The following is a 26,827-nucleotide window of genomic DNA, read 5'->3' as shown; positions in this document are numbered from 1 at the left end:
GATAGCTTCTGTTCGGACGAGGCTGCCGTTGCCAATCCGCCATTGGGCAGATACGGTGCGCGCATGATTGCCTGAGTATCTCCAAGCAAACCACTCTTTGGTTTTACAGTGCGCCACCTCTTTGGGCGCAGTAATTACTCATGCAAAAAGAAAAATCATGATTAGCTATATTACTCTTGGGTCAAATGACCTTGCTGCTTCCGCAACTTTTTTCGATGCGCTGTTTTGCGCAATAAACGGCACGCGCGCCTTTAGCCTAGACAACATGATCGCCTATAGTTTTGGACCCGAAAAACCCAAGATAATCGTGACCACGCCTTTCGATGGCGAGACTGCTTCTCACGGAAACGGTACCATGGTTGCGCTTGCAGCAAAGGATCAAGATCAAGTCGATGCCGTTCATGCTCTAGCGATTGCGCTCGGCGCAACCGATGAAGGAGCCCCGGGCAATCGGGGCAAGCACTTTTACGGTGGCTATTTTCGTGACCTTGACGGAAACAAGTTCAACGTCAGCGTCACGGTCTGACTGACTTCGGCGCGGTGGACCACGAGAGGCAACTTGACGGTTGCCTCTCGTGGTCTCACAGGGCTCAATGCGGACATTGGCCGGCCCTGCCTGAATGACCACTCCGAGCCGCCCACAGCCTCGTGCACCGCGCTTGTGAATGCCCGTTTTCGCCGAACAGCCCGTCGAAACCCGTCCGTCGGTGACGGGCCCACTCTGACGCGAGGTGACGGCACAGATGTCCAGGTCAATATGTGCCTTGCAGACCGGCCCAACCTTGCCGAGACCTAGGCCTGTACCTTTTCTCCGTTGACTTCACGAAGGACTTCCCGCGACACGATCTGCGCGGCTGCGGTGGGAACCTGGCCTTTTCGAGTCAGGAAGGAATAAGTCTCCACGAACAAGGACAGTTCTGTCTCCAATATGCCTATTGAGCCTGGTGACCCGTCCGGCAACCACGCGAAACTTTCCGCGACGGACCGGGCAACTGGTCCGATGGCATTCGAACGTTGAATGGTTGCGAGTGTAAAAAGAAACGATGACGTCGTCAGGATTTTGGGCGGAAGCTGAAGCCCCATGTCGCGAAGCGCGCATTCCGCAGTTGTTCTGATCGGGGCGCCGACCGGGGGAAACACCCAGTCAAACCCCAGGAGGGCACTCGCCGTCACAGGCGTTGAGTGACGCGTCAGGGGATGATCCAACCGCGCAACCATACATGCCGGCTCACGGCGCAAGGGCCGCTCGTCGAAAAGGTCCGGATCCGCGTTCAGGGGAACACGGCTCAGCGAAAAATCCAGCCGTCCGTCTTCAAGCATTGGCGCCAGTACCACACTTGGTCCGATCTCAACCGAAACGGATATTTCCGGATAGCTCAAACGGATATGCCGGATGGCGGGCAAGACATATTCCACCGCTGGCCCCGTGACCGACCCGATGTTCACATGCCCCCTCTGTCCGGAAACGTGGTGTTCAACATCCAGTGCGGCATCGGTCAGTTCTTGAAGCACCCTGACGCAGCGCTCGCCCAGCTTCCGGCCGACTTCGGTCAACTCGATACCACGCCCGCTGCGCACATAGATTTCAGCGCCCGCAACATGTTCGATTTCCGACATGAGGCGCGATGCCGCGGGCTGCGTGATCCCCAATGCGGACGCAGCATCCGTCAATCGGCTTTGGCGAACGAGCTCCGCCAACAGCCGCAAATGCGAAATCTTCATTCCACGCCGTAACAAGTCCAGTGCCAAGCTGCGCCCTCTGAATCATATCTTTTTCGGTAAGCTTTGATAGCAAAGAATGATTTGACGGTCATGTGTCTTTTCGCAAGTTTGAGAACGGCATCTAGGGATGCCCGTCATTTTAGGGTCGGTATTGTGCTGACCAGGGAGGAACACATGAAATTCTTTTCCAAAGCGCTGATTGCGGCCGCTGCGGCAGCAACACTGATGTCCGGCGTGTCTTTCGCTTCCGACAAGGGTGCGGTCGGCATCGCCATGCCAACCAAGTCGTCCGCCCGCTGGATCTCCGATGGGAACTCAATGGTCGAGCAGTTCACGGCCGCGGGCTATTCAACCGACCTTCAGTATGCGGAAGACGATATTCCAAATCAGTTGGCGCAGATCGAAAACATGATCACCAAAGGTGTCGATGTTCTGGTAATCGCGGCGATCGATGGAACGACGCTGTCCAACGCCCTGGAAAACGCAGCTGCGTCCGGAATCAAGGTCATTGCCTATGACCGGTTGATCCGTGACAGCGGCAACGTCGACTATTATGCGACCTTTGACAACTTCAAGGTTGGTGTTCAGCAGGCAACTTCGCTGGTCAACGGCCTGAAAGAGCGCTTTGGCGACGGTCCCTACAATGTTGAACTATTCGGCGGCTCTCCGGACGACAACAACGCCTATTTCTTCTACGACGGCGCGATGTCGGTGCTTCAGCCACTCATCGATGCGGGCACCATCAACATCGTTTCGGGCCAGATGGGCATGGACACTGTCGGGACACTTCGCTGGGACGGCGCTGTCGCCCAATCGCGCATGGACAACCTCCTTTCCGCCCACTACACCGACAAACAACTGCATGGTGCACTAAGCCCTTACGATGGCCTCTCCATCGGCATCCTGTCGTCGCTCAAAGGCGTCGGCTATGGTTCCGCCGACCTTGACATGCCGATTGTTTCCGGACAGGACGCCGAAGTTCCATCCGTCAAGTCCATTCTTGCCGGCGAGCAACACTCAACCGTCTTCAAGGACACACGCGAACTTGCCCGCGTCACGGTCGGAATGGTTGAGGCCATCCTCAATGACGGCGAACCTGAAATCAACGACACCAAAACCTATGACAACGGTGTCAAGGTGGTTCCGTCCTATTTGCTGGAGCCGGTGGCTGTCGATGCTTCCAACTGGGAAGATGTCCTCATCGGCAGCGGTTACTATACGGCTGATCAAGTCAAGTAAGTTTGGCCCGGCAAAAGACCCGTTCACAACCCTTCAGTTGCGGGCGGGTTTTTTTGGAACACGGAGATCGGAGTAGATGGCACTCCTGTCCATGCGAGACATCAGCAAGACCTTTCCGGGTGTCAAAGCTCTCGACCAGGTCAATCTTGATGTTCAGCAAGGTGAGATTCACGCAGTCGTTGGCGAAAACGGCGCGGGGAAATCCACACTCATGAAAATACTTTCGGGTGTTTATCCCCACGGATCCTATGACGGCAAAATACAGTTTGATGGAGCACCGGCGCAATTTGCCAACATCTCAGACAGCGAACGCCAGGGTATCATCATCATTCACCAGGAACTGGCACTGGTGCCCCAACTCTCCATTTCCGAGAACATTTTCCTGGGCAACGAACGCGCCAAAAGTGGTGTGATCAACTGGCGGGAAACCAACCGGCGTACCGAAGAGCTTCTTGCAAAAGTTGGACTGGCCGAAGCACCGTCCACACTGGTGGACAATATCGGCGTGGGAAAGCAACAGCTTGTGGAAATCGCCAAAGCGCTCTCCAAGCAGGTCAAGCTTCTCATTCTGGACGAGCCGACTGCCGCGCTTCAGGAAAACGACAGCCGAAAACTTCTGGACCTGATGCTCGAGCTGAAAGCGCAAGGTGTCACCAGCATCATCATCTCGCACAAGCTGAACGAAGTCCGCTACGTCGCAGACACGGTCACAGTCATCAGAGATGGCATGACTGTTTCCCGTTTGGATGCCAAGGCCGGATTGAGCGAGGACGAGATTGTTCGCGACATGGTCGGGCGAGAAATGACGCACCGATTCCCGGAACACCAACGCAGTCCGGGAAAGCTCTTGCTTGAGGTCAAGAACTGGGATGTCTGGCATCCGGAGCACACCGGACGACAGGTCATACGCGATGTCTCCTTTGCCGTTCGCGCCGGTGAGGTTGTCGGTATCGCCGGTCTCATGGGGTCCGGTCGCACCGAGCTGGCGATGTCCATATTTGGTCGGTCCTATGGCCGCAATATCTCGGGTTCGGTGAAACTGAACGACAACGAAATAGATGTCAGTACCGTCGACAAGGCAATAAGTGCAGGTATTTCCTATGTCACGGAAGACCGGAAATCGCTTGGCCTTGTTCTCGATGAGACAATCCGATTCAACACCACTCTGGCAAATCTTGAGGGCGTATCTTCGGGATCTGTCCTGAAGCGGAATGACGAAACGAAGGTCGCCGAAAAGTTCAAGAAAGCCCTGGCGATCCGAACGCCATCGGTGTTCCAGAAAACGGTGAACCTTTCAGGCGGCAATCAGCAAAAAGTCGTTCTGGCCAAGTGGCTCTTCACGAAACCCGAAGTCCTGATTCTTGACGAGCCCACCCGGGGGATCGACGTGGGAGCCAAGTACGAAATCTACACCATCATCAACGACCTGGCGGACCAAGGCAAAGGCGTTGTGATGATCTCTTCTGAAATGCCGGAACTGCTCGGAATGTGCGACCGGATTTACGTGATGAACGAAGGTGCTCTTGTCGGTGAACTGAATGCCGAAGACGCAAGCCAGGAGCGCATCATGTCGCTCATAGTAAACGAATAGAGTTTAGTCATGGACTTGGCACAAAGCGATACAAATCCTGCGCCACAGGTAAAGACGAAAAGCATCGGTCAATACCTGTCGTCACATTTGAGACAATACGGCCTCCTGTTCGCCCTCATTGCAGTGATGGCGTTTTTCCAGATCGTCACCGACGGCACCCTGCTGCGTGCGGTCAATGTCACCAATCTGCTGTTGCAGAATTCCTATATCATCATCATGGCACTCGGCATGCTGATTGTAATCGTTTCGGGAAATATCGATTTGTCGGTCGGGTCGGTCATGGGCTTCATCGGCGCACTGGCTGCCGTGATGATTGTCAACCTGGATCAATCGGTTCCGCTGACCATTGTTGCATGTCTATGCGTCGGTGGCATCATAGGAGCGGCGCAAGGCTATTGGGTTGCCTATTGGAAAATCCCCTCTTTTATCGTGACGCTTGCCGGGATGCTGGTGTTCAGAGGTCTTTCGCTCTGGTTGCTGGAAGGACAGTCCGTCGGGCCGTTCCCGAAGGAGTTTCAGATTCTGGCAACAGGATTTGTTCCCGATATCTTTCCCGTAAGCTGGGGCGACTCCCTGGCCAATCTACTCGAGATCCGTCGTGTCAAGCATGTCAACATGCTGGCGCTGTTCACCGGTATCGCAGCAGCAGCCATGATTGTCTGGATCGGTCTTCGCCAGCGGGCACAAAACCGGCTTTACGGTATCGAGGATGAGCCGAAAATATTCTTCTTTGCGCGCAATATCATTGTCGCTGCCGCGCTCATTTTCGTCATGTACAAACTGTCGCTGTTCCGCGGACTGCCCAACGTCCTGATAACGATGGGTGTGCTGACGATCATCTATGCCTTCATCACCGAGACGACCACTATTGGCCGCCGCATCTATGCGCTCGGCGGCAATGAAAAGGCCGCCAAACTTTCCGGCATCAAGACAGAAAGGCTCACCTTCCTTGCCTTCACGAACATGGGGGTCCTGGCTGCCGCGGCGGGCCTGGTCTTTGCCGCACGTTTGAATACGGCAACCCCGAAGGCCGGGTTTGCATTGGAACTGGACGTTATAGCCGCGGTCTTCATCGGCGGTGCTTCAATGTCCGGTGGCGTGGGCACGATTATCGGCGCGGTTGTCGGTGCTTTCCTCATGGGTGTCCTGAACAACGGGATGTCGATCATGGGCATCGGCATAGACTACCAGCAGATGATCAAGGGGCTTGTCCTGCTCGCTGCCGTGATTTTCGACGTCTACAACAAGAACAAGCAAGGATAGTCAAATGCTGCTCTCACAGATCCTGGATACAGAAGGAAACTGCGCCGTTGTTGTGCGCAACGGCAGCGAAGCAGGTATCCTCAAAGGGGTTTCGTCGACCTATCAGCTCGTCATGAATGCAATCGGGAGTGGTCAATGTCTGGCCGAGAGTATTCGCTCCCACGAACTGGGACCGGCTGTGGACCTTGAAAAACTGTCGGAAGACGGCCGCCTGCTCCTTCCCCTTCACCACCCGGATCCGGCCCACATGCACTTGACTGGAACGGGCCTCACACACCTGGGCTCGGCCGCAACCCGGGATGCCATGCACGCCAAGGCAGAGACGGACGAGACCCAGCAGACGGATTCAATGAAAATGTTCCGTATGGGGTTGAAGAACGGCAAGCCGACCAATGGTCACGCCGGGGTGCAACCGGAGTGGTTTTACAAAGGCAACGGAACCAGTGCCATCGCTCCCGGCAGCGATCTGGTCAGCCCCGGGTTTTGTGACGACGGCGGCGAGGAGCCCGAAATCGCCGGGATATATGTCATTGGCCCGGATGGGACGCCTCACCGGGTCGGGTTCGCGCTGGCGAACGAATTCTCCGATCACGTCATGGAGCGGCAGAACTATCTTTATCTGGCCCATTCAAAACTGCGCCCTGCTTCCTTCGGACCGGAAATGCTCGTCGGAGACCTTCCGGATCATGTTGAAGGAACCAGCCGGCTAATTCGCGATGGATCGGTCCTTTGGCAGAAACCGTTCCTGTCCGGCGAAAGCAACATGTCTCACACCCTGGCCAACCTGGAACATCATCACTTCAAGTACGACCTGTTCTGCCAGCCAGGTGATGTTCATGTCCACATGTTCGGAACGGCTACGCTCTCCTTCGCTGACGGTATTTCTTGCATTGACGGGGATGTTGTTGAAATTGCCGCAAAAGGCTTCGGTGTGCCGCTGAAAAACCGGTTGACCTTTGAAGTCAGGGACAGCGGCATGACTTCGGTCAGGGTGCTTTAGGAAAAATGACTTTCCAACCAGCAAAATGGCCGAGGAAACTGAGATCCGCGGAGTGGTTTGGCGGCACCAGCCGGGATAATATTTATCATCGCAGCTGGATGAAAAACCAGGGATTGCCGGACGACTTGTTTGACGGACGTCCGGTCATCGGCATTTGCAATACATGGTCACAACTCACGCCGTGCAATGCTCATCTGCGCGACCTCGCCGAACGCGTCAAACACGGAATATATGAAGCGGGCGGGTTTCCCGTCGAGTTTCCCGTTTTCTCGACGGGTGAGAGTACATTGCGGCCAACAGCCATGATGTTCCGAAACCTCGCGAGCATGGATGTTGAGGAAGCCATACGCGGGGCTCCTCTCGACGGCGTGGTTCTGCTCGTTGGTTGTGACAAGACAACACCCTCCCTGCTCATGGGAGCCGCCTCCGTGAACCTGCCAGCGATTGCCGTCTCCGGCGGGCCGATGCTGAATGGCTGGTTCCACGGTGAAAGAGTAGGCTCAGGAACCCATCTCTGGAAGTTTTCAGAGGCCGTCAAGGCAGGCAAGATGACCCGAGAGGAATTTCTCGAAGCCGAAGTATCCATGAGTCGGTCGCCCGGCAGCTGCAACACCATGGGCACGGCCTCTACCATGGCATCGATGGCAGAAGCCCTTGGAATAGCGCTCTCCGGAAATGCCGCCATTCCCGCCGTCGACAGCCGACGACGTGTCATGGCGCATCTGACCGGCCGCCGCATCGTTCAGATGGTCAAGGACGACCTGAAGCCGTCGGATATCCTGACCAGGGAAGCTTTTGAAAACGCGATCCGGACCAACGGGGCGATCGGCGGATCAACCAACGCCGTCATTCACCTGCTGGCAATTGCCGGACGCGTCGGGATCGATCTCACGCTTGACGACTGGGACGAGTTTGGGCGCGACGTACCGACGATCGTCGACCTTATGCCTTCCGGCAAATATCTGATGGAAGAATTTTTCTACGCCGGCGGTCTGCCTGTTGTGATCAAACGTCTCGGCGAGGCCGGAATGCTCAACAAGCAAGCCATCACCGCTTCCGGCGAGACAATCTGGGATCAGGTCAAGAGTGTCAAGAATTGGAACGAGGATGTGATCGTGCCAGTTGAAAGAGCCTTGACCGATCAGGGTGGCATAGCGGTTCTCAAAGGCAACTTGTCACCGAATGGCGCCGTATTGAAGCCCTCGGCAGCGTCGCCAAACCTTTTGAAGCACCGAGGCAGGGCGGTCGTTTTTGAAGACATTGACGAATACAAGCTCAGGATCAACGATGAAGACCTCGACATCGACGAGACTTGCATCATGGTGCTCAAGAACTGCGGCCCCAAGGGCTATCCAGGATTGTCCGAGGTCGGAAACATGGGCCTGCCTCCCAAAGTCCTGCGGAAGGGTATTACAGACATGATCCGGATTTCCGATGCGAGAATGTCTGGTACGGCTTATGGAACGGTCGTTCTGCATACTGCGCCGGAGGCTGCGGCAGGCGGCCCGCTGGCGGTCGTGCGTTCCGGAGATTTTATTGAACTGGATGTTCCCGACCGCCGACTTCACCTGGAAGTTTCCGACGAAGAATTGCAAAAGCGGCTGGATGCCTGGACACCCACTCACATTGTTCCGGAAAGTGGATATGCCCGTCTCTTTCACGATCATGTGCAAGGAGCAGATACCGGTGCCGATTTCGATTTTCTCAAGGGTTGCCGGGGCTCCGCTGTACCGAAGGATTCACATTGATGGTAGAAAAACTCGCGCTGGTCGGCATCGGAAAGATCGCTCGAGACCAGCATATTCCGGCAATATCCGGCAACCCAAACTGGTCGCTCGAGGCAACGGTCAGCCGTCACGCATCGGTTGACGGTGTCGCCTCCTTTGAAACGCTTGAGGCCTTGCTGGAGGAGCGGCCGGACATTTCGACGATCTCGCTCGCCATTCCGCCCCAACCCCGATTTTCGTATGCCGAAGCAGCCCTCAAGGCTGGCAAACATGTCATGCTCGAAAAGCCACCGGGACAAAGTCTGGCGGAGTGTTTTGCGCTTGAAGCGCTCGCTCGTGAAATGGGCGTCTCAATCTTTGCAACCTGGCATTCCAGATTTGCGGATTGTGTGCCTCACCTGAAATCCTGGCTCTCCTCTCGAGAGCTCAAGCGTCTCGCGATTGTCTGGAAGGAAGACGTCCGACATTGGCATCCCGGGCAGGAATGGATCTGGGAACCGGGCGGCATGGGTGTCTTTGATCCAGGCATAAATGCGCTGTCGATCATGACCGAGATCCTGCCTCATGCGGTTCATGTCTGTGAAGCAATGCTGGAGTACCCGGAAAACCGGGCCACACCAATCGCCGCCAAACTCAAGTTTGCTGATCCAAATGGAGCCGAAATGACTGCAGTTTTCGATTGGCGGCAAGAAGGCCTGCAGACATGGGATATTGAAATTGAAACCACCGACGGCAACGCCCGATTGTCGCTGGGAGGAGAAAAGCTCGAAATCAACGGAGAGCTGATCAAGAGCGGTTCCAACAACGAGTACCCGAACCTCTATGCCAGGATGTCCGAGCTGGTTCGAAACGGTGCAAGCGACATGGACATGTCCCCGTTCATTCATGTCTGCGACGCGTACTCCCTTGGTCGGAGGATCACAACCTCTCCGTTTGAATACTGATCGTTCTTTCAATTGCCCGGGTCTGCGCAGTGGTTTCCAGCCTCGGACCACTTCAATGGACGAGGATCACATGAGCTTGAAGCGTGTGTGGAGCCCACTGTGCAAGACGTCCTGAAAGCAGGCACGCCCTGCCAGGAGACGGCGGGTTGGATGGTAACCCGTTCGCACTCTCCCGGTTGTTTGAGGAGGAGCTGGTTCACGACACTGACCGGGCTCGCCTGGACATGGCCGTGCGCAGCACACCACGTCATGACCGCGTCGCATCGCCTCTTCACTCGGGACGTCGCTTCCAGCTTCACCAACCAGATCGGTTTCAGGATTGCCGCCTAGCCTGCGGGTGACAAGCTCAACACCAGAATGTTTTTTGATCGCGAAAGCAAAGCGCCGCCTCCGGACAACACCCCTGAAGGGCCACGAGTGGTCTGGCGTGCAAAGGACCGGCCACTCACACGTGGCTGATCATAAAGACACCATTTGTAACGTTTCTTTACATTCTTTTCAGAATCAGCGCCACACACCGCCGATTTTGTAACTTTTCTATACACTTTTACTTTATTTTGTGTAGTAAAAAATCTACACTTCGATATCTTTGTCAGTTTAAAGTTTAAATATTCTCCAATTGTTGATTTTATATTCTATTTATACTATGTTCAACACGCAAACTTACGGAGCGCAGCAAGTGAGAGCTTTGAGCTTAGTTTACCCCAACCAGACATTTCCGGAGGTTTCATGCACATGAACCTGCGGAAAAGAGAAGCATCAGCATATCCAAACTACCTGGGGAGCCTTGAAGCATACGGACCTAAACGCCAAAGGCCTTGCTGGCGCTGCGTAACCGTTGTCACCGGATCACATCCATCGTCACCGAGGATCATGACTTTTGACCGAAATTCGCCCTACTAGGCCCCGAATAAAGAAACGGACAAAATCCAAAACAAGCGGCTGGCGACATGTCACACAATGTATCTGAAAGTAACTACGAAACAACACTTACGATCGTGAAGATAGAAGGCGGAATCGAAGTCACACGTTCTTCCGTGACATCTGCAGCCGCGGTTTGCATACCACAATTGGGCAGTGTTTATTCTTTGTTCGACTTTGTGGACGGAAAAGAACTGACCGGTGTCGTAACAAGGGTCCTGCATAAAAATGTCGTCAACAAGGGGCCGGCCTTCAACGGTTCCATCGAAGTTACGCTCACTTGAACCGGGACCACGTTTCCTTCGCGTTGCATTGTGCGAGGTTTGACCAGTTGGATTTCGAAAGAACGAGAACCAGAAACTCTTCAATTGTTTCGGAAACAAAGGAAAACCGGCGCTTCACTCGCTCCGTTCGTTCGAACCCCAACCGTTCCAAGAGGTATATTGATCCAGCGTTTGAAGCATGAACTTCAGCTTTGAGCGAGCGTCCGTCAGGGCAAGCGAAATGATGATCCACGAACCAGTTTACAGCGCTGCTCGCAATACCCTGACCCCAATACTCATGAGCAACCCAAAACATTATCTGGTCCGAGAGCGAGACAATGCCGGTAAATTCACCATTCAACTCCAGTGTTCTCGATACCTGCCCGGAGCCGCACAGGAAATCCATGTATTCGGTCAATGTCCGATCGTCCAATGGACAAGGCAGTGCTGCGAGATATCGGGACACACGTTCATCGGAAAGCGCAACAGCTATTGGCAAACGGTCCTTTGGCAATGTGGGTCTGAGGCGAAGCACTCCGCCCGGAAGCATGAGTTTCGACTCATCCGGCAGGTTTGCGACGATTCCCGGCGCGCGCTTGTTCACTCAGTGCCTCCATCCTGGCGGTGATACGACAGCACACCACACTCCGAAGTTCCCAAAATAACCTCAATCAAACAATGATTTGTCGAAACATTCACCCAGAGCTCCGGATAAAAGAAAGCCACCACAATACGCACTGCCTTCTGCCGCCTTCGTATTTGTTCCAAAAATTATATAATAAAAAAAATTAAGTGTTTTTACGAACAAATCATAGACATTCGGAAAATTTACAAGTAAAATATGAAGCAATCAAGCACGTGCTGACGACTTTGTGAAATAAACATAAACTTCAAATGTCCGTCAACAGCGTTAACATGGGAGCATAGTACGTTCAATTAGCACCGCCTTGCGGAGCATTCTCACGTAATTTGCTCAATTTCCCCCTAAAATTGCTGTATTTTTATTTGTTAGTCACCGTTGAATATTTGGTGATATGTCGAAAGAACAAGAAACCGCTTCGATGCGGCAACGAAGTTGGTGCGAATAGTCAAATTGATGATTTCGGCACCGAAGTTACAAGTAGGGAGAGAAGAAATTGGTCGAAATAATCTCCAAGAAGGACGGACCGAGGCGTGAAGATGTGGCCGCCAAACGCCTGATCAACGAAAACAGGTCCACGATTCATCGACTCGCTGACCAGATAAGCAATGGTGGTTTCAGCCGATCGCGGCAGCTCCTGAAGGAATCGCGGCAGGAGCCCAAACCTGACGGTCTGGTTTTTCATTTCCTAGACAATTCAAGAACGCCTGAAGAACCGGAACCGCGATTGCGCCGGAGCCCGAACGGGCGCGTGTTTGTGATGGATACCAAGTCCGGAAAACAGATTTTGTTTCTGGGCGAGGTCCGGGAACGGGACGCTCTTCGCTACTTCGCCTTGTCAACGAAGAAGAACGGGTTCATTTCACCCGTCGACGAGGAGATTGAACACTCCTTGAGTGATCTGGACGGCGTCGTCATCGAATCCCCCGAAGTCGAAGAAAAAATGCTCGACGTTATCCGGAAAAGACTGCAGGTCCCCTGACCCCGAATTGAGGGAGGGACAAAAATTCACGCTCAGAATTGCTACTTGTCAGGGACGCGAGACAACATGCCAACGAGCTATTTCACGACACAGAATCACGCCGGCTTCAAGAAGCGCGAAACGAATTCAATCAATGCCGAACGCCAAACGATGCGCTCCTGGGAGCAGTATGTTGAAGGTCGGCTGGATACCAATGAAATCGAACGCGGACTTGCAGGTGTGCGACCGGAAATACTGAAGTCCTGGGATCGAAGCAAAGACCTCGGGATCAGTGCACTGTCGCAAGCCTCTCCCAAAAAGCTTACCGCTGAAAATATTTTCACGCTGACCCAGAAGAACCAGACACTTGTCATTGCCGCAAGGGCCGCCTTTGCACGACTCGCACCGCACTTGGCCGAATCCGGAGCCATTTTGATCCTTACGGACAAGAATGGAACAATTATCGAGGCAATTGGCGATCCGGAGACAATAGACGCAGGACGCGACATTCAGCTGGAAATCGGGGGCGTCTGGGCGGAAGGCGTCATCGGGACGAACGGTATCGGAACCGCATTGAGCACGGGAACACCAGCCTACGTTCATGCATCCGAACATTTTTGCGTGGGCATCAAGGCGTGGACTTGCGCCGCCGCGCCAATATTCGACCCGCTAGACAAGAGTATCGCCGGAGTACTGGATCTGTCCGGGCCGCCGGCCATTTTCCGACCGCACAATCTCGCGCTTGTTGTTGCCGCAGCACGCGAGATTGAAATTGCCCTGGCAGAGGGACTGCGAGAAGAAAGGACACTTCTTCTGGAAGCTCTCATCGACTCGCCCTCTACGCACAGCAGTACCGACGGCATCGTTCTCCTCAACCGGGCTGGACGGATCGTTTACAACCGGAACACCGACAAGATTTCCTCCAGACGCAAGCAGGATCTTGTGATCGGCCGGAAGTTGCTGGCCATGAAACCGGAAATGACCGACGGACAACTTGCCGAAGCTATTCCACGTGAACTGGTCATCAAGGGCGTCGAACTTCTCAAGACCGGCGGTGAAACTCGCGGCGCTGTTCTGATCCTGCCTGGCGACTCCCAATCAAAGAAACCCGCGGCCAGGTCCCAGAGTGTAAAAATTTCGGCACGCAGTGGCGTCGAGGAAGATGAAATCGAGATTATCGGCAATTGCCCGAGAATGCTCGAAGCCATGGACTATGCGCGCCGGGCGGCAGAAGCGAATGTTACTGTTCTGGTTCAAGGGGAAACCGGCGTCGGCAAGGAACTGTTCGCCCGTCTGATTCACAGCCACCACAAGAAGAAAAACGCTCCTTATGTCGCTGTCAATTGCGCGGCCATTTCCAGCGACCTGATCGGTGGCGAACTGTTTGGACATGTCGCCGGCGCTTTCACCGGTGCGTTGCGAGAAGGGAAGGTCGGCAAGTTCGAACTGGCAAACAGCGGAGTGATATGTCTCGACGAAATCGGCGACATGCCGCTGGAACTGCAATCTTATCTGCTGCGGACGCTGGAACAGCGAGCGGTCTATCGCATCGGATGCAACAGGCGGCGCGCAATTGATGTTCAGCTGGTCGCAATGACCAACCGAAATCTGCGCAACGACATCGAAGAAGGCAATTTTCGACGGGATCTCTTCTACAGGATCAGCGCGATTGTCATTGAAGTCCCGCCCCTTCGCGAAAGAGGTGACGACATCCAACTGCTTGTCGATCAGTTCAATGGGGTTTTATCACGCAAGTTCGGACGTCCTCTGCTGACCTTCGACGACAGCGCAAGAACGGCACTCGGCACCTATCGCTGGCCTGGAAATGTACGCGAACTCAGAAACACCATCGAAAGACTGTGCCTGCTGGCAAAGAGCGAACGGATTTCCATGTGGGATCTTCCACCGGACATCACATCTCCGGATGACGATATGATCCTGCCAGCCGGCCACGTATCGGTACCTGCTGACAAGCTCAACCTCGACGACATTGAATCAATAGCGATCCAGCGGACAATTGAACTTGAAAACGGGAATCTGTCCAAAGTTGCCGCCTCGTTGGGCATCTCACGCCCTACTCTCTATCGAAAGATAAAATTATACGGGCTTGAACGAGGAAAATAGAACGCGTTACATGCGTACTGCAAATTTGAAATACAAAACAACAGTACCGAAAAGAAAAATCCAGAATACTAGTGGGCGACAGAGATGATACTGAATGTCGCCCACAAATCATATTCTACTATACTTACGGAACGATCACACCTCGGCCAGTGAACTTGCGATTTTTGAAATCGTCAATCGCCGTATTGATGTTGTCCAGCGAATACTCAGTGTAGTGCATCTTCACCAAGCCATCGGCATTCAGCTCCATCAATTCAACCAACTCGGTATAGTCTCCGACGAGGCTGCCGCCGATTTTTATTTCGTTTACAACAAGTTCAACCGTTGGAACTTCGATCTGTCCGCCATACCCGACAACAATCAATTCCCCGCCCTGGCGCAGCAATTTCCAGCAGATGTTCTCCACGCCCAGTTCGCCGACAAAATCGATCACCACCTGACTTCCGCCACCGGTGATATCTTTGATCTGTTCGATCAGGTCGGGCCCGCCATCGAGCACAACATCAGCGCCCAGGTCCCGGGCAAGTGCCTGCGCGCCCGGCTCACGATCCACCGCAATGACGCGGGCACCACAGAGATGTTTCAGACACTGGATCGCAATATGTCCCAGCCCCCCCACGCCCAGGACGGTGACATATGCTCCCGGGTAAACGAGACCGGCTGCCCGTTTTGCCGCACGATAGGCGGTAATACCGGCATCAGCCATCGGCGCCACATCCAGAGGAGTGACATTGGTGTTCAGTTTGATCAGTGAACTTTCGTTTGTCAGGAAATATTCCGCGAAGCCGCCATCCAGTCCGAGCCCCGGAAATTGCCCGTGGTCGCAATACATGTCGTGGCCATACCGGCAATTCAGGCAAATCCCGCAACTTCTATGAGGGTGTACGATCACCGCATCACCAGGTTTTACGGATTTCACGTTGCTGCCGACGTCTTCTACCCAACCGGCATTCTCGTGGCCCATAATGTATGGCAAGAGGCTCCCTTCGACATCCATGATGTCCTTCCACACCCCTTCAATGATATGCAGGTCCGTGCGGCATAAGCCGGCCGCCCCCACTTTTACGACAACTTCATCAGCTGCGTTGATCGTCGGCGGTGCAACATCTTCAATGCTGAGTTGGACATTCATTGCCGGGTCATATTCATAAAGCCTAGCAGCTTTCATAACAGGTTCCTTCCGCAGGAATGAGGTCGACGGGCGCAGAACGCGAATGCGCCCGAATTGATTTCTTATGCGCGTCCCAGAAGTTCAGCCCCGCCACCCAGCGCCGGACCTGCAGTCGGATCCGCTTCGCCTTCGTCAAGGTCGCCGATCAGGGTTTCCGTGGTCAGTATCAGCGTCGCTACCGAGGTCGCATTTACCAACGCACTCGCGGTCACACGTACCGGGTCGATTACGCCTGCTTCGAACATGTCCTGGAATTCGCCGATTTCGGCGTTGAACCCCTGTCCCGGCGCCGCGGACGTGACCGAGGCGACAACTGAATCGGCATCCGCACCGGCATTGCTGGCGATCCTGGCGACTGGACGCGTCAATACCGAGCGAACGAGTTCGACACCGGCCCTGACATCGGCTTCGTTGTCGGAGGCGAGATCCTGCAGAACCCAGTCAATCTGCGCCAACGCCGTACCGCCGCCGGCAACGACACCATCCTCGGAAGCAGCCCTCACGGCCGAGAGCGCGTCATCTATCAGCTGGATCTTGCGTTTCTGTTCGACGGGCGTGAAACCACCGGCGTAGATGACGGCTGTTCCACCGGTCAGCTTGGACAAACGCTCACGCAGTTTGTCCTGCTCGATATTCGGCGGGGCAACCTCGATCTGACGCTGAACCTGGGCACGACGTGCGGCAACGAGATCCGGGTCTCCTTCGCCTTGAATGATGCTGGTCAACGAGGCGGATACTCTTACTTTTCTCGCCCCGCCCAATTGCTTGAGCGTTACGTCCTCGACCTTCTTGCCCAGTCCCTTGGATATGACCTCGCCACCGGTGAGAATTGCAAGGTCATCCATCATCGCTGAACGCCAATGACCGTATTCTGGCGGGTGCACAATCAGGTATTTTCCGGGACCACCGTCGTCCAGCAGACTGACAACCACTTCCGGTGCGATTTCTTCTGCAACAACAAGCAGGGGCCGACCGGCAGACTTGGCAATTTCACGCGCTTCGTGCAACACGTCCGGCGACGGGATCTTGTGATCCGTCATCAAGATCAACGGGTTCTCAAGAACAGCTTCCATCTGCTCCTGATCAGTCACCATGTGATGCGAGATGTAGCCGCGGTCGAAGGAAATTCCCTCGATAATTTCCAACGTCGTGTCGATGGTCACGCCGAAATCGGCAGAAATTATTCCGGTGTTTCCGACGCGCTCGAAGGCTTCGGCCACCAGTGCGCCCAGTTCGGGGTCCGATGCGGAAACGCGCGCAACCGCTCTCAGGTATTCCGGATGTTGCTCACAGGAGCGGGACGACTCGTCAAGACCCTCGACAATCCTTGAAACGGCAAGCTCGATACCTTTGCAAAGGTCGACGGGCTTGACGCCATTCGTCGTGATCTCAACGCCCTTTTGTATCAGCGCGTTCGCCAGCACAATGGCCGTTGTCGTTCCGTCTCCCGCGACCTCGTTGGTTTGCATGCTCACTTCGCGTACGACCTGGGCTCCCATGTTTTCAAACCGGTCGGTCAATTCGATCTCCGAAGCGATCGTGACCCCGTCCCTGGACACGATCGGCGTGCCCACGGGACGATCTATCATTGCATTGAGCCCCTTTGGCCCGAGCGTCGGCTCTACCGCGGCAGCAAGTTTCGCGACACCATTTGCCAGCGCAGAACGCGCACTTCCGTTATGGATGAGTAGCTTGGCCATCATCTGTCTCCTTGAATTTTATGAGCGCCGCACGCGGCGCATCTGGCTCCGCCTGGCTTAGACAGACTCAAAATTTTGTGGGGGGACACGCCCTTGAATGAAGTCCACCAGAGTGGGACCGTCAGGCCCGATCTCAACTTCCTTGTAGCGGGTGTTGCTCAGTCCACGACAAAGTGCCCCGTTGAATTCCATGTTGATCCGCACGGATCGCAATTCGCTGAGGTGTTGGCGCAAGTTACCCGCTTCTATCCGCTGGCCGGTCCAGGTCACAAACGCCGGATCATCCGAACCGAAAGCCAATTGGCGAGAAACCAGCAAGGAGCGGTAACGCGGTTTCTGCCTGACTTCTTCTTCGCCCTGAAACTCGATCAGGTCGAATTCCCCAACCGTCATGGAAACGATTGCTTCGGCGGACAATCCAGCCTGCTGCAAGGCAAGCAGAACGGTTTCCTGCCGGCGTATGAAAGCCTTTTCAAGGAATTTGAGATTGACGCTCTCCAGCTCTTCGCCGTTGCAATATTTGGAGAAAACCTCGTCAAAGCTGCAGCTTCCGTTGACACCCTCATTTACCTGAACGTCGAAGCAATGATCCTTGAGCGTGACGGTAACCTCACGCACCCAGTTCAGTTTTTCCACTTCCTGCCGGATGCCGAACGCCATGAGAAAGGCGAAATTCGGCGAGCACCAGTAGGTAGGAAGCCGAAAATCGACTTCCACCTTTTCAGAAGCAAAAACCTCAACCCGCTCGACAAAACCCATATCGGTGATGGGTTCGTCGAGTTCTGGATCGGAGACATTTTCCAGCTGTTCCCAGACGGTCGTCGCCAATTCAGATTGTTGAATTTCCTTCAGCATCTACTCACTCCGCTGCGACTTGAATTGGCGAAGCATTCAGTTGCTTGAGTTTCGCGGCGGCATCGATGCCGTACAGACTTGCAGCATTCAGGCCGAGTATCTTTTCCTTGACCTCGTCCGTGAGCTGAACGCCGCCGCGTTCTGCCGAAATGTCTTCCGGAATCTGATAGTTCCAGAGCTGGTCAACCAGCCAGGCAGGTGTCCAGATTGCATAGTCGGAACCGAACAGGAGCTTGTCTTCCCCGACCCACCAGAGCAATTCAGCCATGACCTCGCCGAAGTATCGGGGGCGGGAGTGGATGAACGGCAACGCAACGGCCAGGCCTGCGTAGACGTTTGTCTCCTGCGTGGCGATCCAGCAGAAATCATCGAGTCTCGGAAGGCCGCAATGCTCGATGATCCAGTTCAGGTTCTGGAAATCTGTCGCCGCATAGTCGACATCGTGAACATCAAAGGCATCCTTGTTCAGAGGAATGATCGTCGGACCCTTGTGAACATGGATATTGCGTATCCCGAGTTTGTCGCAAAGCTCGAAACACTTGTAGGCCGCCGGATCATTCAGCGCCCAACCCTTGCTGTCTCCGTTCCATTCAGCGGTGTACATTTTCACACCCTGAATATCGAAGTTTTCCTTCATGTAGTGGATGTATTCCAACGCCTTTTCACCGTCGCGCGGATCGAATGTGCCATTGACGATGAAGCGCTCGGGGTGGCGGGAAGCCATCTCGGAACTGCGTTCAATGCTGGAAAAGCCGTTCTTGTAAAAGTCACTCAGATAAGTCGACTGAATGATCGCCATGTCGTCCGGACCATCAATGAACAGGTCACGATAGACATCGTCCGCAGTGTATTTTTCGAACTTGCTCTTTTCCCAAAGCTCCTCAGCCGGGCTCAGGTTGGTGTGATAGGCGTAAAAACAGTCAATAAACTGCTTGCCATGAACATTGGCCTGGTTTTCCGGGCTTCCGTCCCAGAAGTGTGTGTGGCCATCGAGAACAAAAATCTCTCTTCCGTCTTCGGTCTTATACATCATGCTCCTCCATCATTTTGCTTTGCTTCCGGATCTAAAGAGGGAGCCGCGGCGCAGCGGTTACGCACCGTCGCGCCGTGGCAATCGTGTCACTCGATGTATTCGAAGACTTCATCCATGTTGCCGAACAGGATGACCGTGTTGTCGTCAACACGGACCATTCGGCCGTAGTGGGTTGACGTGTTGACCTCGAAGATTTCGGCGGTCATTTCACGACCCAGAAATTCGCCGATTTCATCCATCCTGAAGATCAGCTTGCCTTCACCGTCGATGCGGATTGTTGCGGGGTTGTATGTCACGGTGACCTTGGGGTCCTCGCCCATAAACTCGGCGATGGCGCGCGCTTCCACGCTATCGTTCATCGTGACACCACACTGGTGGGAAATTGTCCTCTCGAACTTGATCTCGTCCATCGACTTGAAAATGTTCTGCTTCGACGCGTCGCGAGCGATATTTGACATGGTGAAATCTCCTATGATTAGCGGCTGAGACCGAGTTCACCGAGGATCTGATCGATACGCTCGTGCGATACGGCTCTAACGTCTTCAAACGCGACGGGTTTTGAGTGGGGTTGCGACCAGATGGGTTGCAGGTTCTGCACGGCCTTTTCGGCAAGCTGGCCATGCTTGGCGATCCAGGACTGAAACAGTTTCCTGTTGTGGTCCGCGTGCTTTTCGTCGTTGACGAGCAGGAACATCAGGTCAATCGCGTTGGCGAGATTTCGTTCGTAATCCGCTTCGGCCGCCGAGATGACCGGAGGTGTGATGAAATCGTTGTTGGCCGCAGCCACCTGCATGAAGAAGCCGGAACGGATCAGCTCGCCGACAAGGGGTTCGAAGATGATGTTGATCGCGAAGTATTGCTCAAGATAGTCCTCGCTCCCCATGATCGCTTCAATTGCTTCACGCGTGGGCTGCCAGACTGGATCTTCAAGCCAGCTCTTCTTGCCGAGATCGTCATCCCAACCATCGATATCCATGCCGATTTCGGCGAGATACAACGTAATGTCCTGTGCCAGACGCAACTTGTAGCTCGAGTTGGTGAGCGTCGCGTTGTTGATCATCTGCGTGTAGCCATACCGCTGTGCCTGCATCAGCGACGTCCCAAGACCGAATTCGGCATGTTTCCAGGCACCCAGATGTGCCTGCAGGACCCGGCACCAGGTTTTGTCAAAGGCTGCCGGAGCGCCTGCCTTGCGCGCATTCGAAATGACGTTCTGCACCATCGTCACGATCTTGGACTGACGTTGATAGTGCGTGCGTTCCCATTCCTGATCCGGTGCACGAAACGCGTGCCAGTTCGAGCTGAGCGCTGCGGTGTAGTCCTTCTGATAGGCACCACCGGCCTTGCCGCCTTCAAACTCGATGATCCAGTCCTGGATCAGATAGCGTTCGGGATCGGGCTGCACGTCCACCGTGACGTCTTCATAGTGCGTTGCACGCTTGCCGCGCGGTTCAAAATAGTTGTACTTCCTGCTGTTTGATCCAACGAATGTCGCTGCGCCTGCAGCGCCGGATCCAACTGAGCTTGATGTTGCAACCATCGAAGTATTCCTCCCTGTGATAGTCCTTCAACTAGCGATCAGCCCGAATGTCAGTGGGCCGATGAACCGGTAGTTGGAGTGAATTTGTCGAAGAAAACGCGCTCGGTATCGAAGTCGTGCATGAACAGCACCGGCGTCAGGGCGTCTATCATCGGCGGTGGCCCACACGCGTAGACGTCTCCGTCGCCATCGATGCCCAGTTCCTTCAGATAGCGATCGACGCATTCGTGCACGAAGCCCCGTTCGCCTGTCCAGGTGCCGTCTTCTTCTGCATGGCTGAGGACAGGGATGAACTCGACGGACGGATTTTTCTCCGTAATGTCCGTGATTTCCTTCATCTTGAAGAGATCGTTACGGGTGCGGGCGCCGTAGAAGAAGTGGACCGGCCGAGTTTCCCCACTGGCCAGGTGATCGTTCAGGATTGACCAGACGGGTGACATTCCGGACCCTGCTCCCACTAGGATAAGTGGTCCTTCTCGTCCTTCTCTTCGGAAGCACATTCCATAGGGTCCCGTGACCTGGACTTTGGCTCCGGCCTTGATCCCGCCTTCATCGAGTTCGTTGGAGAACTTTCCGTCGGGATACTTTTTGATGATGAAGGAGAGGTTTTCGGTTTCGCTCGGCGGATTTGCCATGGAGAACGAGCGTGTAATCGTCTCCCCCGCTTCCGTGGTGACCGTGATGTCGACATACTGTCCGGCCCAGAACTTGAGCGGCGAATGCAGTTTGATCTGAACGCCGCGGATATCATGCGTCAGTTTTTGAAAATCGACGATCTCGCCGGCATATTCCTTTACCGGGATCGACTTCGACAAAACTTCCTCGTCGTAGTTCAGCAGCTCTATTTCAATGTCGCTGAAGGCCAGTGTCCGGCACATGAGGACGTGACCGGTATCTCGCTCCATATCGTTCAGGGCGAATGTCGAGTAGTTCAGCATCTCGCTTTCGCCATCCAGCTGCACGCATTTGCAGGCAGAACATTGACCTTCCTTGCAGCCATGCGGCAGCGCTATTCCCTGACGAAATGCGGCATCGAGAATCGTTTCGTTCTCTGCCACCTCAAATTCCACACCTACCGGTTCCAGTCGGACATTGTAGGTTTCTGACATCAGCTCAGTCTCCGTATTCCAATATGCCGTGGCGCGTCTCACGGACTTGGGAAAACGGAGGCCATTTCTGGCCTCCGCAATTGTCTTAAGTGCATGGATTGATGGTGAAGCCCTTGCGGTACTCGCCAACATGCGCATCCCGCTCGGCATCGGACATTGCCCGCAATGCGTTGAGGGGTGAGGCCAGCTGATGCCCGCGCACGTGCTCAAGCTTCCACTGATCCTTGTCGTCGAAGCGCAGGTGCGGCTGAGGCACCAGGGTTTCGCCGTCATCGCGGACAAAGTTGAGATCCTTGATCGCGTCGGCCAGATCCCAGCCGTCGTAAACGGTTTCCCATTCACGCTTGCCGGAAAATTTACCCATCGCCGGTGTCGGCCGACCCTGATACTCGTCAGAGAAGGCATCCACGGCGGTCCAACGGTCCAGTTCGTGAGCGAAGGTGTGCCATTTGCCATCGATCTGGTCGATCACCATGTCCTCACGGATGAGGCACGGAACAAGGCATGACCAGCAACGGTGCGGATACACATATCCGGTCTCTTCATTGAAGGTGATCACCTTCTCGCCGGGCTTGCTGAGTTTTTCGTACCACTTCCAGAAGTCGCCAAATTCGGCGTACCAACCCGGATACTTGTGCTCGAACCACTCGAAGTCCTTTTCCGTCTGGGCTTCGATCCGCCAGAAATTTACCGGCCAGCCGACAGCGAAGAACTGTGCGACCTTGTGGACGTATTTCTTGTCGGTGATACGCTTCCAGGCTTCCTGGACGTCATCGTGGTGGATCTTCACACCGTACTTTTCAAGCGGCAGCATGTAAGTCCGGTAATAGTCTTCAAAGATCCAGCGGTGCCACATCTCCGCGTAGGATTCTTTCTCCTTGTCGCGGTTGGTTGTGCCGTACTCGATGAACGTACCGATCGCCGCATCGACAATGGCGTGGTTCTGCCAGAACGCGTAGCGGAGATCCCGCTCGAGAAGCAGGTGGTTTTCCGGCTCCTTCAGAGCTGCCATCAAAAGGGAGTGACCATTCCCGATATGACGGCTTTCATCCGACTGTACCGACAGGAACACGGTCGGCAGCGCATAGTCGCCATTTCTTGCCGCCTCGGAAGGCATCGCAACGAAAAGGGTATTGGTGAACGCCGTTTCTGCGACAACCGTCAGATACATGCATGCAGCAGTCATGGTATCGCCGGTGATGAAACCTTCACCGAATTGACGGCCGATCGTCGTGGCATAGCACTTGCCGAAGGCTTCTTCGGTGATATCGAATCCGGCAGGATCGATGTAGTTTTCCATGTACCACTTTTTCAGATTCATCTGGATCGTGGAGTGACGGAACTCGTCGACCATCTGCATGGTGAAGCCGGTACGAAGGTCCTCGCCCGGTGCCAGGCGGGCAACCATTGCCATGGACCGTGCGGCGGAGATTTCCGGAAAGGGAATAATCGCAAGGAAGAGCTTCATCCACTCGATCCAGCGCGGCTCCACATTTCGGAACATGTCGCCGCGCAAAGCGGCATCCAGGGCACCGTAGACACGATTGTCCTTTTCCTCTTCCATCGGGAAATAGGAACGAAGCACCTGCTTCATCGGATCGCGCGGAGCCTTGGTGATCTTGTAGTCGGTCGGAAATGTCGAGGCTTCCTGCACATAGGTAGGATTCCAACCAAGGTCAGATATTTTCTTGGTGGCCTCACCCACCGAGATGCCTCGTTGAGAGGTGATCTTGTTCAACGTTATTGCCATTCCTGGAGCCTCCTCAGCTCGTACCGGCGAACCGGTTCATGGATGGCAGCAGACAGCTGCCTGACTGTCGGACCCGAAACATGCAGGTAGCAGGAGCAGGCACTCCCCCACTGCATGGGATCAGACGAATGACGGCAAAGGTTGAGCAGATTCACGCTGCAACGCGTGTCTCCTGGAATTGCACCATGACTGCCGGCTGCTGGCCGTCCGGTGCTTAACCTCCCAATTCCTTCGTTCTTGGTGCACCTTGCTAGACAAGGCGCTGTTTTGTGCTTGAGGAATTGCAAGGATGATTCCAGTTTTGGAACCAATCGAAGAAATCAAGAAAAATTAATCTCTCGAAACACATAAGAGGCTGTTTTTTAAACGAAAATTATTTGAAGAAATATTTCCAGAAAACTACTTCGAGACCTCCGGCCGTCGACTGAGAAATTCTGACAGTGTAAAAGTGTTATGAAACTTTACGTCTCTTTACATAGTTGTCCGCGCCAACTGATACATTTCTTGCGCCGGTCAGAAATGTTGGCAGCCGTACTTGGTTTTTGATTGTCTTCAGACCAGAACATCGTAGAAATATCTGAACCCGGTCGCAGGCCGGTTATCAAACCTGCTGTCGCCTTCTCGACCTGCACCAAGCCCCCTCGTCGTCGATGCCCGGGGAAAGGAAGAAATGAAGCTTGATAGGATATCTTTTGCAGGCTGCTATCGCGGTGCATCGCCCCAGTTGATCGCACACACGCAGCAGCTGTGGTCTGCAAGGGGATTGGATCTGGAAAGCACCTGGCTTCGGACAGTCGGATCCTTGCGGGGGTTCCGGGCCGCCGATTTTCCGGAAGAAGAAGACAGCAGTGCCCCGATGGATGCGTTTTTCCTGTTTGATCAGGCGATCATCTGGGTGGCCTCGCTCCACTCTGCGGCCAACTGCATTGCCTCACTGCAGGATGTGCAGCTTGATCGGGCTCAATGGTCAAGCCTGCAGGCAGTCACCTATCGACTGATGGAACAGCTCGACGCCGTCCGGATGCTGTTTCTGTCGGACTTGCCGATTCCGTCGATGCAGATCGCACGTTCAATTTCGGAAGATGCCGACATGGCATTGGCATTTCTGATCCGCCGCAAACTTGCACAACGCTTTACGGCGTGCCGCACAACAGAAGAAGCAAACGAGTTCTGGCGCCGTCATATTTCAGGAGGCCGGGCGTTTCGTGTCGTTGCAGACCGGTTGTATGAAGTCGGCCTGGATTTCGGCAAGCAGGGTGACTATTCCGACTGGCGTCGTGACACGCTGGCGATCTTGGGTACAGCCGCCCATACGTCGTTCCTCAGGCACTCACGCTCCGATGGTGCCGCGACCGAAAACGGGCAATTCAGGGATACCCATGACTGTCTTGAATTCGTGACGCTGCGTCTTCACGAGATGTGCGCCTATTCAAATGTTTTGCAGGAGCGGCTGTCGAAAGATCTGAAATACATCAGCAAACAACAGCCGCAGCCAGGCCTAAACCAGTCTCTTGCCATCTCGGCCGCAGCAATCAGCGAAATCACCGTGGAACACTGGCGCCGAACAGTTGCAAGAGATCCATTCGGATTGTCAGGTCAACGAGAGAGCTAGTGGCGACTTGTGTCGCTACCCTTTACTTCTCCGCGTGCAATCCATTGAGCAGCCATCACCAACGTACCCATGGCGAAGTCCTTGCCGTGTTCTTCAATCATTTCTTCGGAAATTTCCGATACCCGCCTGAAGAACTCGTCCTTGCTTTCTTCTTCGGGTGTCAGCTTTGGTTTCACGTCCTGCATTTTCTTCCTCCTACGTCCTTATTTGAACATCTGTTCGGGAAAGGCGACGATGCTGCTTTCCCCAGCCTTGTCGCCGACGGAAAGGTTTTCTCCATCCGGCGACCAACTCATTGTGGTTATTGCCTCGTTTGACGCATTCCTCAGCAGAAGTTCGTCTGGATCTCCAATGGAAGTCAGCGCGATCATTCCGTTTTCATATCCGGCTGCGACCAGGTTTCTTGTTGGGTGTGAAGCAATGGCCTCCAGCACCACGAAACCAGGTTTTCCCGATGACAACGGAGATCCCGGATGGTCGTTTTCCGGCAAATCAGACACTTTCCATCCGACAAGACGGAAGGCTCCCGATGCGACGAGGGCACCTCCGGCGTCGTTAAAGTCGGCGTTGCGAACCTCTCTCGGAAAATTGCAAATTTTCTCCACCGTCCTGCCGACGCAATTAATCACCAACATCGCTTTTTCTGCACATCCGCAAGCCACTTGAGTGGATTGCGAATTCCAGTTCATCGACAAAATTTCGCCAACGCAGTCAGCACTCCACTGATGTTTCAAGTCTCTTGAACGCTCCAGGATCGAAATCGAGCCTTCTCCCCACGCCGCGATTTTGCCATCCCCGGCGATGCCGGAAAGGCAGGTAACCTGGTGATCCAGTTTCAACGAAACCAGTTGGGCATCGTTCCCGGTGCCGGTGACGAAGACTTCGTTCTCGCGGGCAAAGACCAGGTGCTCGCCCGAGGGATCACCGTTGAATGCGCAAATGGGTCCGCTTCCAGACGACACACGTTCAATTACAAGTCCGCGGGCCGTTGCCTGACGTATCGTGCCGTCTTTGCATGCAATCGCAAAACCCTGGGCGCCGAAGCGCGCAATTGGCAGGTGCGTCAGCGCAGACACATCCAGAATTGATGCCGGTATCGGGTCGACTTTTCGCGGCCGGATCGTCGTTCGGCCACTCTCCTTGTCGATCACGGTCCGCCGGGCCGGCGACTCAGCGTCCGACGTCCGGACGATCGCCAGATTGCCGGATGTCAACAGGAATGCAGCAAAGCTACCGTCTTGGCTAAAGATCGAATGAACCGGCTCTTCGTCAAAGGACCAGGACATGGCCAGCAGTTCAAATGCTGAAAGTCCTCTGGAACTTTGCTCATTCATGATGTTTCCCCTTCGTTTTTGTTTCTTCGAGCAATTTATCGACTTGCTCCAACTCCGCCTCCAGCTCACTCAGGCGAGTAGCATTCGCTTCCAGATCGGGGGTCGCAGGCCTTTGATCGACGACCTCTTCCAGGTCCGTCGCTGACAGGAGGGACAGAAAATCAGCGCCCCCGGAGACCTGCAAAAGACGATGATGTTCAGCGTTGGCGGCCGACAATTCCTGCACAATGTGAAGCCGCTGGCGAAGAAGGTCCCCGATTTTCTGAGATTGACCTGACATTTGGCTTTCCTACATTTGGCGCGTCGAGTGAGATCGGATCGGAGGACG

At 54.5% G+C, this 26,827-nt stretch carries 24 protein-coding genes; 11 read left to right on the top strand and 13 right to left on the bottom strand.

Features of this window, described 5'->3' with window-relative positions; translation table 11 throughout:
- Positions 1 to 67 precede the first annotated feature (67 nt).
- Positions 68 to 526: a VOC family protein gene (locus tag ACO6TI_RS10715; protein ID WP_321205860.1), complete on the top strand. Its 459-nt coding sequence runs from the start codon at positions 68 to 70 to the stop codon at positions 524 to 526.
- Between the two features lie 266 nt (positions 527 to 792).
- On the opposite strand, the gene ACO6TI_RS10710 is transcribed toward ACO6TI_RS10715, so the two are convergent.
- Entirely contained in the window at positions 793 to 1,749 is a 957-nt protein-coding gene (locus tag ACO6TI_RS10710) for a LysR substrate-binding domain-containing protein (RefSeq protein ID WP_186009654.1), read from the bottom strand.
- Between the two features lie 147 nt (positions 1,750 to 1,896).
- On the opposite strand from ACO6TI_RS10710, the gene chvE reads away from it, so the two are divergent.
- The 7 genes from chvE to ACO6TI_RS10675 all read left to right on the top strand — a co-directional run bounded on the left by chvE (position 1,897) and on the right by ACO6TI_RS10675 (position 10,691).
- Positions 1,897 to 2,961 carry a multiple monosaccharide ABC transporter substrate-binding protein gene (gene chvE, locus ACO6TI_RS10705; RefSeq protein ID WP_422384928.1) on the top strand — a complete coding sequence of 355 codons (1,065 nt, stop codon included), beginning with the start codon at positions 1,897 to 1,899 and terminating at the stop codon, positions 2,959 to 2,961.
- A 76-nt stretch (positions 2,962 to 3,037) separates the two neighbouring features.
- The gene (gene mmsA / locus ACO6TI_RS10700; protein WP_108873503.1) at positions 3,038 to 4,552 is read left to right on the top strand and encodes a multiple monosaccharide ABC transporter ATP-binding protein; all 1,515 of its coding nucleotides are present in this window, start codon (positions 3,038 to 3,040) and stop codon (positions 4,550 to 4,552) included.
- Between the two features lie 9 nt (positions 4,553 to 4,561).
- Positions 4,562 to 5,815 (top strand): multiple monosaccharide ABC transporter permease, encoded by a 1,254-nt coding sequence (gene mmsB, locus ACO6TI_RS10695; protein ID WP_055120165.1) that lies wholly within the window; start codon positions 4,562 to 4,564, stop codon positions 5,813 to 5,815.
- 4 nt (positions 5,816 to 5,819) lie between these two features.
- On the top strand, positions 5,820 to 6,815 hold the full coding sequence (gene araD1 / locus ACO6TI_RS10690; RefSeq protein ID WP_422384927.1) for an AraD1 family protein: 996 nt from the start codon (positions 5,820 to 5,822) through the stop codon (positions 6,813 to 6,815).
- A gap of 5 nt (positions 6,816 to 6,820) precedes the next feature.
- A complete protein-coding gene (gene araD / locus ACO6TI_RS10685; protein ID WP_422384926.1) occupies positions 6,821 to 8,563 on the top strand; it encodes an L-arabinonate dehydratase in 1,743 nt (580 codons plus the stop codon).
- On the top strand, positions 8,563 to 9,486 hold the full coding sequence (locus ACO6TI_RS10680) for a Gfo/Idh/MocA family protein (RefSeq protein ID WP_422384925.1): 924 nt from the start codon (positions 8,563 to 8,565) through the stop codon (positions 9,484 to 9,486). The genes araD and ACO6TI_RS10680 overlap by 1 nt, the downstream gene beginning before the upstream one ends.
- Before the next feature lie 950 nt (positions 9,487 to 10,436).
- Positions 10,437 to 10,691, top strand: coding sequence for a hypothetical protein (locus tag ACO6TI_RS10675; RefSeq protein ID WP_055120173.1), 255 nt, complete (start codon positions 10,437 to 10,439; stop codon positions 10,689 to 10,691).
- On the opposite strand, the gene ACO6TI_RS10670 is transcribed toward ACO6TI_RS10675, so the two are convergent.
- Positions 10,684 to 11,274, bottom strand: a complete 591-nt coding sequence (locus ACO6TI_RS10670; protein WP_422384924.1) for a GNAT family N-acetyltransferase — start codon at positions 11,272 to 11,274, stop codon at positions 10,684 to 10,686. The genes ACO6TI_RS10675 and ACO6TI_RS10670 overlap by 8 nt on opposite strands.
- Before the next feature lie 532 nt (positions 11,275 to 11,806).
- Here ACO6TI_RS10670 and ACO6TI_RS10665 point away from each other — a divergent pair.
- Together ACO6TI_RS10665 and ACO6TI_RS10660 are read left to right on the top strand one after the other, a co-directional pair.
- Positions 11,807 to 12,292 (top strand): hypothetical protein, encoded by a 486-nt coding sequence (locus tag ACO6TI_RS10665; protein WP_409860017.1) that lies wholly within the window; start codon positions 11,807 to 11,809, stop codon positions 12,290 to 12,292.
- A gap of 66 nt (positions 12,293 to 12,358) precedes the next feature.
- Positions 12,359 to 14,395, top strand: a complete 2,037-nt coding sequence (locus tag ACO6TI_RS10660) for a sigma-54-dependent Fis family transcriptional regulator (protein WP_104705515.1) — start codon at positions 12,359 to 12,361, stop codon at positions 14,393 to 14,395.
- A gap of 124 nt (positions 14,396 to 14,519) precedes the next feature.
- On the opposite strand, the gene ACO6TI_RS10655 is transcribed toward ACO6TI_RS10660, so the two are convergent.
- The 8 genes from ACO6TI_RS10655 to ACO6TI_RS10620 all read right to left on the bottom strand — a co-directional run bounded on the left by ACO6TI_RS10655 (position 14,520) and on the right by ACO6TI_RS10620 (position 23,553).
- Complete coding sequence (locus ACO6TI_RS10655) at positions 14,520 to 15,563, bottom strand: NAD(P)-dependent alcohol dehydrogenase (protein ID WP_104705516.1); 1,044 nt, start codon at positions 15,561 to 15,563, stop codon at positions 14,520 to 14,522.
- A 65-nt stretch (positions 15,564 to 15,628) separates the two neighbouring features.
- Entirely contained in the window at positions 15,629 to 17,266 is a 1,638-nt protein-coding gene (locus tag ACO6TI_RS10650; protein ID WP_104705525.1) for a molecular chaperone GroEL, read from the bottom strand.
- A 57-nt stretch (positions 17,267 to 17,323) separates the two neighbouring features.
- On the bottom strand, positions 17,324 to 18,121 hold the full coding sequence (locus ACO6TI_RS10645) for an iron-sulfur cluster assembly protein (protein ID WP_422384923.1): 798 nt from the start codon (positions 18,119 to 18,121) through the stop codon (positions 17,324 to 17,326).
- A gap of 4 nt (positions 18,122 to 18,125) precedes the next feature.
- Positions 18,126 to 19,151 (bottom strand): amidohydrolase family protein, encoded by a 1,026-nt coding sequence (locus tag ACO6TI_RS10640; protein WP_055120183.1) that lies wholly within the window; start codon positions 19,149 to 19,151, stop codon positions 18,126 to 18,128.
- 89 nt (positions 19,152 to 19,240) lie between these two features.
- Complete coding sequence (locus tag ACO6TI_RS10635) at positions 19,241 to 19,612, bottom strand: MmoB/DmpM family protein (RefSeq protein WP_029062090.1); 372 nt, start codon at positions 19,610 to 19,612, stop codon at positions 19,241 to 19,243.
- 17 nt (positions 19,613 to 19,629) lie between these two features.
- Positions 19,630 to 20,694, bottom strand: a complete 1,065-nt coding sequence (locus ACO6TI_RS10630) for an aromatic/alkene monooxygenase hydroxylase subunit beta (protein WP_055120185.1) — start codon at positions 20,692 to 20,694, stop codon at positions 19,630 to 19,632.
- Positions 20,695 to 20,744: 50 nt separating this feature from the next.
- Positions 20,745 to 21,803 (bottom strand): NADH:ubiquinone reductase (Na(+)-transporting) subunit F, encoded by a 1,059-nt coding sequence (locus ACO6TI_RS10625; protein ID WP_055120187.1) that lies wholly within the window; start codon positions 21,801 to 21,803, stop codon positions 20,745 to 20,747.
- A gap of 85 nt (positions 21,804 to 21,888) precedes the next feature.
- On the bottom strand, positions 21,889 to 23,553 hold the full coding sequence (locus tag ACO6TI_RS10620) for an aromatic/alkene/methane monooxygenase hydroxylase/oxygenase subunit alpha (RefSeq protein ID WP_055120189.1): 1,665 nt from the start codon (positions 23,551 to 23,553) through the stop codon (positions 21,889 to 21,891).
- Between the two features lie 670 nt (positions 23,554 to 24,223).
- Here ACO6TI_RS10620 and ACO6TI_RS10615 point away from each other — a divergent pair.
- Positions 24,224 to 25,165, top strand: coding sequence for a hypothetical protein (locus ACO6TI_RS10615; RefSeq protein ID WP_144436164.1), 942 nt, complete (start codon positions 24,224 to 24,226; stop codon positions 25,163 to 25,165).
- On the opposite strand, the gene ACO6TI_RS10610 is transcribed toward ACO6TI_RS10615, so the two are convergent.
- The 3 genes from ACO6TI_RS10610 to ACO6TI_RS10600 are packed head-to-tail and all read right to left on the bottom strand — an operon-like array spanning position 25,162 to position 26,779.
- The gene (locus ACO6TI_RS10610) at positions 25,162 to 25,350 is read right to left on the bottom strand and encodes a hypothetical protein (RefSeq protein WP_196879117.1); all 189 of its coding nucleotides are present in this window, start codon (positions 25,348 to 25,350) and stop codon (positions 25,162 to 25,164) included. The two genes, ACO6TI_RS10615 and ACO6TI_RS10610, sit on opposite strands and share 4 nt — an antisense overlap.
- A gap of 18 nt (positions 25,351 to 25,368) precedes the next feature.
- Positions 25,369 to 26,499 carry a WD40 repeat domain-containing protein gene (locus ACO6TI_RS10605; protein WP_104705520.1) on the bottom strand — a complete coding sequence of 377 codons (1,131 nt, stop codon included), beginning with the start codon at positions 26,497 to 26,499 and terminating at the stop codon, positions 25,369 to 25,371.
- Entirely contained in the window at positions 26,492 to 26,779 is a 288-nt protein-coding gene (locus ACO6TI_RS10600) for a hypothetical protein (RefSeq protein ID WP_055120196.1), read from the bottom strand. Before ACO6TI_RS10600 ends, ACO6TI_RS10605 begins: the two co-directional genes overlap by 8 nt.
- Positions 26,780 to 26,827 lie beyond the last annotated feature (48 nt).

This window comes from Roseibium album, assembly GCF_965233825.1.
GTDB lineage: Bacteria > Pseudomonadota > Alphaproteobacteria > Rhizobiales > Stappiaceae > Roseibium > Roseibium album.
This window is presented reverse-complemented; position numbering and strand designations above follow the sequence as displayed.